Genomic DNA, 11,350 nt, shown 5'->3' with positions numbered 1-11,350 from the left:
GCCGGCGACGTGGTCGACCACACCTACCGCCAGGCGATCACCGCAGCCGGTACGGGCTGTTCCGCCGCCCTCGACGCCGAGCGCTTCCTCGCCGCCCTCGCGGACCGCGCGTAGCACCGGGCCGCTGACGGCTCCTACCGCCCGTGACCGGCAAGCACCGGAGCATGAGGCGCGCACACGTCGACGTCGACGAGAACCCCGTCGCGGCGGCCGCTTCCGACGTCTCCTCGACCTGCCCTTCGGCTCCTGCGGTGGCTGCTTCGACCGGCTTCATGAGGGGCGCCGGGATCTGTGGCGGACCGTTTCCGGGGATGAGCACCGATTGGTCCTGCCCGGTGTGCTTGGTTCGGGAATCGGTGAAGAGCAGCCAAGCGGCGGCCGGTTCCCGGAGGAACACCCTCCCCGTGCGCTCGTTCGGTTCCAGTGCGAGGCTCACCGGGACAGCCCAGGCCGAGGTGAGCTGCCCGGAGGACCTCGGGGGGCGAGGCCGGCGCCACGGCACGATGCGGCCTCACCGCCGCGGGCGGAGGTTCTCTCGGAGTCTCCGTCCGAATGACCTCCGTCGACGGCGACAGGATCAATTCCGGCACCGAGGCGGACAGTCCGGCTTCCCCTCCTCCCGACCGACTTCCGGCTGCGCATCGGGTCCCGTCTCGGCGGCGATGCAGTCGGGGCACCCCTTCCCGTTTCGCGGCTCAACGGCCGGGCCGGGCAGCCCTTCGGTTCCGGACCGGTGAACGCCCCCTGCAACCCCGCTTCGAAAACCAGGAGAGTGTCGTGATCGCCAGAATATGGCGCGCCACCGTAGTGCCCGGAAAAGAGCCGGAATACGACGCGTTCGCCCATGAAGTGTCTCGGCCGATGTTCGAGCAGCAGGACGGCTTCAAGGGAGTGTTCTTCCTGCGCAACGGCACCGGTTGTACAGTCGTCAGCTTCTGGTCCGACCGGACCAGTGCCGAGGCTCTCGCGGAGTCACCTTCGTACGGTGACACCGTCGAACGCATACGTCGCCTTCTGCGCCCTGAGACGACAACTGAGGTCTACGAGGTGCAGGGCACCACTTTCAGGATCGATCCGGAATGACGGCGTCGGGTGAGTCACCGCGGAAGGAGGCGGGGCCCGCGTCGTCGGCCGTCCATACGGATCGCCGACCCCGCGCCTCCGGGCCACGACTATGAGAGCAGGTCGACCTTCCGGCCGAGACCGTTCGCCTCGGCTCGCTGGTGAGCGAGCCAGGCGACGGCCAGGTCCTGCCACGGGAGGCCGACCGGGGCGTACACCGTGATCCCCGAAGGCGCTTCCTGGTTCGGCCGGCCCCTTCGCAGCAGCTCGCCGAGCGATGCGTCCGCGGTGACCCGCGAGCTTCCGCCGGCCTCGGCCAAAACGCCCGTCGAGGCCGCCAGGCCATGGTCGTCCACGACCAGGAACGACGCCTCAAGCAGGTCAGCGGCCAGCTCCTGCTTGCCCGGCTCATCGACGCCCAGGGTGGTGAAGTGCTGGCCGGGGTGTGCGTCCGCAAGCCCCAGCAACGGCTCGCGCGACCAGGTTGCCAGCAGGACCGTGTCCGACGCCTGGGCGATTTCGGCCGCCGAACCAGCCACTCGGCCACCGTGCCGTTTCACGAAGGCCGCGGCCCGGTCGACGTTCGTGTCGTGGACAAGGAGGTCCCGGACGTCTCGGAAGTGGCGCAAGCCGTTCACCATGAGCTCGGCTTGGGCCCCCGCTCCCACGACACCCACGACCGGATCGCCGGCCGCACACCTCACACGGGTGAGGAGCTGTGTTCCCAGCGCCGCCGCGAGACCCGTCCGCCACGCGGTGATGGTGGCCGAATCCATCAGGGCCAGCAACGACCCGTCCACTCCGCTGTGCAGACAGATGACACCACGCAGGGCGGGCAGAGCGCCCGGGAATTTGGCGTTGATCTTCACCGAGTATGCCTCCACGCCCGGCAGCAGTCCCGGCATCAACGCGGTGGCCGTCCCCGGGAAGGGAAGGTCGCCGCGCACCCTCAGGCCCGGCGCAGGGATGCGGTCGTCATTGCGGAACCCGTCCCGCAGCACTTCGATGCACGATCCGATGTCCAGGACGGACAGAAGGTCACTCCGGGTCAGAAGGCGTGTCACTGACGTCTCCATGAGCTCAGGCGGGCGGACCGGACGAGGCGGAGGAAGTGCGGGGAGGTCGCGACGCTGCTCCGTGGACCGCTCGACACCCCGGCATTTTCCAACATACACGCGTTCGCATGAACAATCATGATGTTCATCATGCGGCCGGGGCGAGCGGTGGTTCGGCCTCGAGCCGGTACGGGGCCGCGTATCCGCCGGGGAGCCGCGTGCCGGAAAGCCCGCTCGGCCTGCCGCGGAGATCGCGGCACAGGAGCGCACGGGAAACCGGGACAGTCGCGTGAGCAGCACGGGTCGCGCAAGCCTCGGCGGCTCAGCCGACCTGCCCGGTACGCCGGCGGGCCGTGTGACGGCCCGCCGCGGTTCCGCGGCTGAGCATGTCTTGCTCAGGCACCGTTCTGCGCCGCGTTCCACCCTTGTGAGGATGAACATTGCACAGTCTGGAGAACAACTCGAATGAAGGCTGCCCGGAGTTCTCTCGCCGTGGCCCTCGCCGCACTGATGGGCGTTTCCTTCCTGTCTGCCTGTGATTCGCCGGGGAGCGAGCAATCGGGCCAGGGGTCGACATCGGCTGTAAAACACTCGATCGTGGACGCGGAGACCGCAGCGGGATTCAAGCGCGATCGTGATCACGAAATGCTGAAAAATGTTTCCGTGGACCCCGGCAAGGTGCGGAAAGATTCAACTGTCGTGGTGAACGCGTATATAGGGGAAGAACCCGAGGATCCGATTCTCTTCATTGGCGAGGCCGACATACCGAGCAGCACAGAGGATCGCAAGGAGTATCTGTACGACCAACTCGTCCCGCTGCTGTCGGAGAGGGCCGAGGAAACGCGGCCCGAGCCTCAAGAGATAGAACCCGGCCCGCTCGGCGGCTCCGCAGAATGCATGACGGTCGATCCGAAAAGAGGGAACAACATCTGTGGATGGGTGGACTCGAACACTACCGGTGTTGCCGTCATGCCCGACATGACACTGGACGAAGCGGGCCGGCTTTTCATTTCCATGCGGTCCGACATCGAGCGATGACGGGCCGTCCGGCATAAACGGCTGGTGCTTCGGCGAACGCGGAGCACCGTTCCCGTGTGCGTTCACCTTCCGGCGCGTCGCACGAGGGGATCGGGCGCGTGCGAGGGACGCTACGGGGTCCCCTCCGTGCGTCCCGGGAACGAAATGTCCTCCACCGGCCGGCACCGGACCGCGGGGCGTCATTCGACGGTGATGACGTAGGTGACGCGTTGAGCCGTGGGACCGCCCGCGGTCGCGGAGGGCCGCGGCACCGGTGAGGCGTCGCCGCCGACGCAGGAACCGGCCACGGGGCAGTGCAGGAGGACGACCAGGGTCGTTCCCGCGCCGACCGCCTCGAAGGCGAAGATCCGCCGGCCGCCCGACCCGGTGAGATCGGGGTCGGCCCCCCGCAGCCGCTGCCCGCTCTCCCGGACGACCGAGTCTCCGGGTTCCGGGGGGACCAGGTACCAGTGTTCACCTGTCGAACTGTTCTCCTCGACGTCGATGGTGAAGCGCTGCCCGACCTTCGCGGTGATGCGCGTATCGGTACTGCTGTGGTGAGCGATATCCGCGGCCCCGGCCCCGCAGCCCGTGGCCAGCAGCAATCCCGTCACGACGGCCGCGGTGCTGACATGCCGTTCGGCGGATCTCATGACAAACGGTGGAATCACGACCGCCAGACTAGGCACAGTCGCTCTGCCCTGGCTGAGTAACCGGTGCCCATGGACCGGCGGTCGGCAGCACGGAGCCGCCCCTCCCCTGAACGCCACGGTCGTCCAGTCGCCCGCGTTCCGAACCGGCCGGAACAGCAGTGGAGGTGGAGGACGAGTTCCTCACCGGGCACCGGTCAATTCGCGCTTCCTGCGCACGATGCCTGCGAGCCGGAGGGCACGACCGCCACGACGTCCCGGTGAGGAGCAACGGGCCAGTCCCCGCTCGGGCCCGACTCGATCTCCTCGACCGTACTCGACGGCCGGGACGCCCCCGTGCGCGCACCGGCGTCGTGGCGCCGATATCGCAGCGTTGCACCGGATGCTGCGGAGAAAGGAGGCCCTTGCCGTTTCCGACGGCCGCAACCCGGGTGACCGCATTCCTCGAGCCCAAAAACCTGACCCTGCCGGCCGGACACACAGCGCGGATCAGTGCACAGTGAATGGCGCAGCGCCCTGCCACACCCATCAGGGAATTGTAGTGAGCAAGTCCTGCTCACACGCACGTTGCGGCTCTTCCGACCAGAACACGTGATGATGTCAGTGAGACGTTCTATAGTGCGCTCACGCTTGCCGACTCCGGCGAACACCTCGCCCGCGCAACCGTATCGGCGACGGGGACATACTTTTGGATCACACTACCGGGAGGTTCCTGGTGACTTCTTCCAATGATTCGACCAGGGTGGAAAGGATTCACCGGCTAGCAACCGAAGGAGACACATACCGCCTCGCAAAAGAGATATTTTCCGCCGCACAGTCGGGTGAGACGGACACGGCTTCCCGGATCACCGACACGCTGGCCGACCTGCCGGAATTCGAGGCGGCGAAGCTGGCCAACGATGTGCTCCACCTCTATCGCACCACAGTAATGCAGCAGTGGGTCACACGCGGCTGGACCGAGCAGGAAGCGCAAGGTGACGAGCTGTCACTCTGGGGCCCCATGACCTGGCTCAAAGAACTCGTCGTGAAGGGCCTCGCCTCCTGCTCCGACTTGAAGAACCGGTTCGAAGCGGTGGACGACATGGGTCGGAGTTTCCACCTTCCCTATCCCCATACATACGAATTGTTCAGAGTCGTCGAAAAAAGTGCCGAACTGTCGGCGGGGCAGAGTCCCTCCGTTTCTTTCTTGGCAGCACTTCGGCGTTCCCTGCGGAGCGACGGCTGGGCCGCAGGGGGGATCGAGAGCCTGAGCGAGGATCAACTGGCCTGCCCCGTGCTCAACCCCGGCGAGGCCTGGGCCGATCGAGCACTCGCCGACACAGCCGACTCGGGCAGGGCCTGGCCGTGTCTGCTGCGGCACGCACTTACGGCCAGGGCCACGAAGCCCTCCGCGGCCTGGACGACAAAGGCGAAGGCGCACATCAAGGATGTGGGACCCGAGGAGTTCCGCAGGACCGTGGTCCGCTGGCTCCCCTCGGTACGGGAGCCGCGTTCTGTGCCACTCGTGCACAACTCCCCCGTGGCGTTCCCGGGAATGTTCGATCCGTACAACGCGGTCGCCCTGCGCGGGCTGGTATGGATGCTGGGGCTCGTGGAGGAGGATCGCGACGCCGTGCAAGCCCTGGGAGACCTGCTGGAATTCTGCCTTCGTGAGGTCCCGGGAATGGGCCCCCGCCACCCCAGGCTGGCGAATGCGGTGGTCCACACGCTGGCGGGCTACAAAGGCGCAGCTTCACTGGCAGAACTGGCGCGCCTTTCGCACCAAATCACCTGGAAACCGACTCTCAAATCGATCAGAGCGGCACTCCATTCCTGTGCGGAGAGCATGGGTGTCTCCAGGGAAGATCTCGAAGAGATCACGGTTCCCACCCACTTCCTCACTCGCGTCGGCAGCGGTGAGAGCACCGTGGGCGTCCACACCGCCGTGATATCGGTACGCGACGGAAAAGGCGTGCTGACGTGGCGGCATCCCACCGGAAGAACCACAAGGGCGGCGCCAGGTGAGGTACGGCTCAAGCACGCGGCCGACGTGAAGGAGTTGAACGCCCGCGTGAAAGAGATCGACAAGACACTGAGGGCGGAGACCAGAAGACTCGAGCGCCTTCTCGCCTCCCGGCGCACCTGGACGTTCTCGTCGTGGTGCGAGCGGTATGCGGATCACCCGCTCCTCGGTACCCTCACCCGGCGCCTGCTGTGGACCGTCGAAGGTCGGACATACGGATACGCCGACGGTCGCTGGCGTGACCACGAGGGCACACCGCTGGAGGCCGACGCGCGGGCGACGGTGTCACTGTGGCATCCGGTCGGCCAAGACGCCGGCTGTGTCGAGGCCTGGCGGAACCTGCTGCTGCGACACGACGTCAGCCAGCCCTTCCAACAGGCGGATCGTGAGATCTACCGGATCAACGAGGAGGAGCGACGGACTCGCACCCATTCGAACCGGTTCGCCGCGCGCACCTTGCACCAGCACCAGTTCAGCAAGCTCGCCGCGTCCAGAGGCTGGCGCTACGGACTCCGGATGGCCGTCGACGACGAGTACCCGCCGGCCATGATCGATTTCCCCGCCTGGGGAGTGCGCGCGGAGTACTGGGTGGAAGGCGTCGAGCACGACGTCGGGGTGTCGGGCAGCTTCCTGACCGTTCGCACCGACCAGATCCGTTTCTACCCCGTGGAGGCCCCGGAGAACTACGCCCATGCCGGCGGCAGGCCGTACCGCATGCCGGACGGGCACGTCGAGCCGCAGCCTCTCGACACGGTTCCCGAACTGGTCTTCAGCGAGGTCCTGCGGGACGTCGGCTTCTTCGTCGGCGTCGCGGGCGTGAAGGACGATCAGAGCGACTAGAGACCGTTGTCCTTCGCCGCCGACGGGCTTCCTGAGCGCCCGGCCTCTGGAGGCGGCTACAGTCTCCGGTTCCCGCCCGCCCCGGTCGAGGACCGCTCGCCGCATCCCAGGTGCGCCGAGTGCCAGAGGCCGGGCGGGACACCGCCGGACGGGCACGGATGCCGACCGGGCCGGCGCCGGATGGCCGCCCATCGCGCCGTCGGGGCCGGGACGGCGCGTGCGTGGGGCCCGCGGTCGGGGCGGCAGCCGGGCACCCCCTGACGGCAGCCCCCGGATCGGGGTGTGCGGGCTGCCGCCTCGGTCCTCGGAGGTGGAACCCGACTCGTCGCAGCCTGCGGCTCCGCGGCAGTGGTCCGGGGGTCACGTACTGGACCACCGCGTCCAGGGGCTTCGGACAGGGCGCCGGCCCGGTGCCTCCGGGACGGACGCGCCGGGCCTCGACGTCCTTGGGCTTCGAGCCTCCCGCAGGCCCGAGGCGGTTCATTCGTCACCGCCTTGTCACAGCCGGACAGAGGACGACAACTGTCGCAAGGTGTCGCGCATCCAACACGCCGTCAGCCAGATCCACCTACCGCGACAACGGGAACACATCATGAATCACAGGCATTCGGCTGCTGTCGCCGCCGCGTCCTTCTTGCTCATGGCCGGTGCCGGCATCGCCGCCGCGCCCGCCGCGTTCGCGGGCACACCCGGCGGGACCTACGCCGGCGACCGCAACAGCGACTTCGACGGCGACGGTTACGACGATGTTCTGAGCGGTGCCCCCGGGAGCACCGATGGCGGCCGTGAGGGCTCCGGCCATGTCACCGTCCAGTACGGCGCCTCGAACGGTATAGGCACGGCCACCGGTGCTCCCCGGGGTCGTACCGCTGTTTTCGGTCAGGCCACCGCGGGTGTTCCCGGCACCGCCGAGACCGGTGACGGCTGGGGCAGCGCCGTGGCGACCGGCGACCTCGACGCCGATGGCTACGACGACGCGATCATCGCGGCGCCCGGGGAAGACATCGGTTCTGTGAAGGACGCGGGCCGGGTGACGGTCCTGTACGGTTCGAAGGCCGGACTGTCCGTCACGCGCAGCACCGTTCTGGGGGCCGCCACCCCGAAGACGGGGGCCGGGTTCGGTCTGGCCGTCGCCGCCGCCCGGTTCACCGGGGACACGAAGGGTGACGTCCTTGCCGTGGCACACCGTGAGGGTGCGGCGTTGTACACGTACGTCACCGGATCCTTGGAGAACACCAGCCGCATCGACACCACCGGTGCTCCTGGGGGCGGCGCGATCCAGCCGGTCTCCTTGACCACGGGGAACTACGACGGCGACGACTACGCCGACCTGGTCGTCTCCGGTCAGAGCCTGGAGGAGGACGGCGGGGGACGGTCGGCCGTCTACAGAGGTGGAACCGGCGGCCTGGCCCACCTTCGCGATCTGGGCGGTGGTCCGGCAACCGCCTCGGGGGACATCAACGACGACGGCTTCGACGACCTGGTCTACGGCAGGCCCGACCACCCCCACGACCTCCACGAGCCCCTCACGGGCGGAACCGTTGGCGTCTACTTCGGCGGCGAACAAGGCGTGAAGGGCGTCGACGAGTACGGCACCGTGGCGCAGGCGTGGACGCAGAACAGCATCGGTGTCCCGGGTACCGGTGAGCTGGGCGACGGCTTCGGCGCCGACGTCTCCCTCGCTGACGTGGACGGAGACGGTTATGACGATCTTGCTGTCGGCGCGCCCGGCGAGGACGTGGGCAGCGTCACGGACGCGGGTGCGGTGTGGGTCCTGCGCGGCTCGGCCCACGGGCTGACCGCGACCGGTGCGAAGTCCTTCGACCAGAACTCGGCCGGCGTGCCCGGCACGGCGGAGCAGGCGGACCGCTGGGGCGGGCAGGTCCGGCTCGTGGACGCGAACGGCGACGGCCGCTCCGAGCTCCTGGCTGCCGCTCCCGGGGAGAACACCTCCGACGGCGCCATCTGGCTCCTCCCCGCGAGCTCTTCCGGCACCGTCGCCGTCGGCGCCTGGTCCTACGGCGGCGCGTCGCTCGGCGCACCCGGCGCTGACGCGCTGTTCGGCGCAGCCATCGACGAGTGAGCTCACACGATTGACACACCCCGACCGGTACGAGGGGGCATACGCGGGACCGGGAGCACCGCCGGGGACCGGCCACAGCTCCCGGCTCGTTCCCTTCCGAACAGGTACAGGGGCCCACCCGGCAATCAGGGGGAGGGGACCGCGGAAGTGTGGAACTGCCGGGCGACGATGCCCCGGACGCTTCCCCGGCGTGAGCAGGGGATGGCCGGTGCCGCCGGCGGCGGCCCGTTCGCCTCCGCACCGCGCAGCGAGTGGGACGAGGCCGGAGGGTTGGCGATCCACGGCGGGTCGGCCGGTGGATGCCGCCCTCGTCCGGATGCGCCCGCCGTTGCGGGGGCGGAGCCGGTGCGGACGGGCGTGTGGGCGCGCCGGGCCTTCACCGGTTGTCGTTCGGCACACCGGCCGGGAACGCCGACGGCCCCTGCCGGATCTCCGGCCCTCCTCGGCTCGCGGCCGCCGCGAACGGAGCCCTGTGCGCCGGTGGAAGTCCGGAGGGAATCACCCGGAACGTTGCGGAGAAGCGTGCCGAATCCCGCGGAGGGTCGGCGGGCGGGTCCCTGCGCTCCCCGGAACGAGCGCCGCTGCCGGGGCACGCTCCCCGGCGGTCTTCGGTGCCGGGGGCCACTCCTCCCGGACGGGCGGAGAAGACAGACGGTGACGGTGGCGGCAGCCGCCCTCAGCGGCCCGGGAAGCGGCGGCTCCGGCTCGCCGGCTGCACCGGGTCCGTCCACCGGCACCCCGGTCCGGCCGCTCCGGGGGACCGGGGTCTCCGCCTCCGCCTCGTCCTCGGCAAGCCGTCAGGCCCTCCGCCGCCGGTCCCGTCCGGGCTCCGCGGGAGCGGGCCGGCCGCTCGCCACCGGTTCCGGACCCCCACCGGGCGTCCGCTCACGGATGGTCCGGAAGCCGGAGCCACTCCTCCCAGGTCACGTCCCGGCCTATGAAACGAGGCCGTTCGAAGGGCCAGTCCTCGGCGATCCAGCGCGGCACGAACGCGTCCAGCGCCCGCTCCAGCGCACCGCCCACCTCCTCGTCCACCACCCACCAGGAGATCTCGGCGTCCGCCCCCTGCTTCCCGGGCGGGTCGATGTAGACGCAGCCGCGCAGGGCGGTGCGGTCCGCGTTCTCGATCGTGTAGTTGAACGACTCGTGCGCCTCGATCTCCGCGGCGTGCCGCTCCAGATCGGCGAGGTTCGCCTCGTACGACATCGTGGCCGGCGGCCAGCCCCACGCGGGGCCGAAGATCGACCACAGCCGCTCCCGCGAACCCATCACCGTCGGATAGTCCAGCGGCGCGTCCGCGCCGCTGATCGGGCGCAGCCGGTGGCCTCCGCCGTCGGGTATACCGACGTGGAGGGGATGGACGAAATCATGCGGAAGCCAGGTCATGGGCGTGAGCCAACCAGGCCGGGAAGCGCCGCGCAAAAGGTTTTGGCCACCGGCGCACCGTCCGGCCGCTCCGAATGCGGTGCGATCCGGCGCAGCGCCCGCACGGCCGAGCGACGAGTCACGGTCCCATCCGGCGGGCACGCGCCGGGGGTGGCCTGCTTCCGGCCCGGGGCCGGACGCGGGGCCGCCGGTGCCTGTCCGTCGCGGCTTCCAGGTGCTGAGGTCCTGCCTTCGCAGGGCGCCCTTCCTGCTTGACGCACAACACCGGGCGGCCGCCGGCGGTTGCGGGGAATTGCCGAGACGCTCGGCGGGGCGCGCTTCCCCGACAACGGCCGCCGTTCCCACGGCCAGGGGGCGAAGCGCGATGATGCCGAGTTCTCGTGACGCGGCGGGCGAGAGGGATTCAGGCCGTGTCCCGGGCGTCCGTCGAAATACGGGAACGGTGCGCCCGGTGCCGTCCGTCTTCCGGGACCGCGGTCCGAGGTGCTTCTGTGATCAAGTACCGATTACTCATTCGTACCTGCAGGTCGTGGGAGACAGTCTCAGAGACCCGGCGCCGAGCGGAGTGGCGAACGCGCCGGAACTCCGGTCCCCCCTTCCCCGGCCCTCCGGGGAAGGGGGGATCCGCTTCCGAGCTCTGCCGGTTACCCGGGACCGGCGGAGCGTCGGCCCCCGTCTGCCGAGCCGACAGGTGGGGGTCCGGAACGCGTCCGCCGGGCGGCCACCGCGTCGGCCCGGCCGTCGGCACCCGGCCTCGCCACGCGTCGCCGTCCCACCTCGGAAGACACCGTGCACACCCCACGCCCGGGGACCGGGCGCGGGACGCCCGCAGCGACGCGCCGGGCGAGCGGACGGCCCACCGAGGCACCCGGCGCCGGTCATGGCCCGTGGTGCGCACAGCGACTAGAACGTCCTCGGTGCTGCAACGACGCTGCCGGGTGACGGCGACGGCAGCGTCGAGGACGCTCTTCGAGGTCCCGGCGGGCACACAAGTGACCCGATGTCCGCTTGGAACGCTTCGGTCGCGGGATCGGCGGGTCGGCCGCGGGCTCCCGGGCCCGCTCCGCTGCCCCTGGTCGGCGGTGACGCCCGGCGGCTCCGCCGGGTCCCGCGCCGGAGCGGTTCCCTCGAGTCCGCGGAGGCGCTCGACGCCCAGTCGGCCGGGAGGCCGCCATCGAATGAAACTCCCTCCTGATTGTTCAAGTGAACATTTACATGTTAGAAAGGTCGCGCGGGAGCCGCGGATCACCTGGAG

General features: G+C 69.6%; 7 protein-coding genes and 1 pseudogene. 5 read left to right on the top strand and 3 right to left on the bottom strand.

The features are described 5' to 3' along the window. Together ACH5AO_RS34935 and ACH5AO_RS34930 are read left to right on the top strand one after the other, a co-directional pair. Positions 1-114: pseudogene (locus ACH5AO_RS34935) on the top strand (thioredoxin-disulfide reductase); the annotation flags it as partial. A gap of 663 nt (positions 115-777) precedes the next feature. Beyond that, entirely contained in the window at positions 778-1,083 is a 306-nt protein-coding gene (locus tag ACH5AO_RS34930) for an antibiotic biosynthesis monooxygenase family protein (RefSeq protein ID WP_398931820.1), read from the top strand. An 89-nt stretch (positions 1,084-1,172) separates the two neighbouring features. Here ACH5AO_RS34930 and ACH5AO_RS34925 read toward each other — a convergent pair whose 3' ends face one another. Then, complete coding sequence (locus tag ACH5AO_RS34925; RefSeq protein WP_398931818.1) at positions 1,173-2,126, bottom strand: ornithine cyclodeaminase family protein; 954 nt, start codon at positions 2,124-2,126, stop codon at positions 1,173-1,175. Between the two features lie 483 nt (positions 2,127-2,609). Here ACH5AO_RS34925 and ACH5AO_RS34920 point away from each other — a divergent pair, with 483 nt between their 5' ends. After that, positions 2,610-3,155, top strand: coding sequence for a hypothetical protein (locus ACH5AO_RS34920; RefSeq protein WP_398931816.1), 546 nt, complete (start codon positions 2,610-2,612; stop codon positions 3,153-3,155). A 179-nt stretch (positions 3,156-3,334) separates the two neighbouring features. Here the strand turns inward: ACH5AO_RS34920 and ACH5AO_RS34915 are convergent, their stop codons facing one another. Then, positions 3,335-3,787: a protease inhibitor I42 family protein gene (locus ACH5AO_RS34915; protein WP_398931814.1), complete on the bottom strand. Its 453-nt coding sequence runs from the start codon at positions 3,785-3,787 to the stop codon at positions 3,335-3,337. A 712-nt stretch (positions 3,788-4,499) separates the two neighbouring features. Here ACH5AO_RS34915 and ACH5AO_RS34910 point away from each other — a divergent pair. Beyond that, positions 4,500-6,626 (top strand): DUF4132 domain-containing protein, encoded by a 2,127-nt coding sequence (locus tag ACH5AO_RS34910; protein WP_398931813.1) that lies wholly within the window; start codon positions 4,500-4,502, stop codon positions 6,624-6,626. Positions 6,627-7,218: 592 nt separating this feature from the next. After that, complete coding sequence (locus ACH5AO_RS34905) at positions 7,219-8,709, top strand: FG-GAP repeat protein (protein WP_398931811.1); 1,491 nt, start codon at positions 7,219-7,221, stop codon at positions 8,707-8,709. A gap of 885 nt (positions 8,710-9,594) precedes the next feature. On the opposite strand, the gene ACH5AO_RS34900 is transcribed toward ACH5AO_RS34905, so the two are convergent. Then, positions 9,595-10,095 carry an N-acetyltransferase gene (locus tag ACH5AO_RS34900; protein ID WP_398931809.1) on the bottom strand — a complete coding sequence of 167 codons (501 nt, stop codon included), beginning with the start codon at positions 10,093-10,095 and terminating at the stop codon, positions 9,595-9,597. Positions 10,096-11,350 lie beyond the last annotated feature (1,255 nt).

This window comes from Streptomyces sp. NPDC018964, from assembly GCF_044390325.1.
Lineage (GTDB): Bacteria > Actinomycetota > Actinomycetes > Streptomycetales > Streptomycetaceae > Streptomyces.
This window is presented reverse-complemented; position numbering and strand designations above follow the sequence as displayed.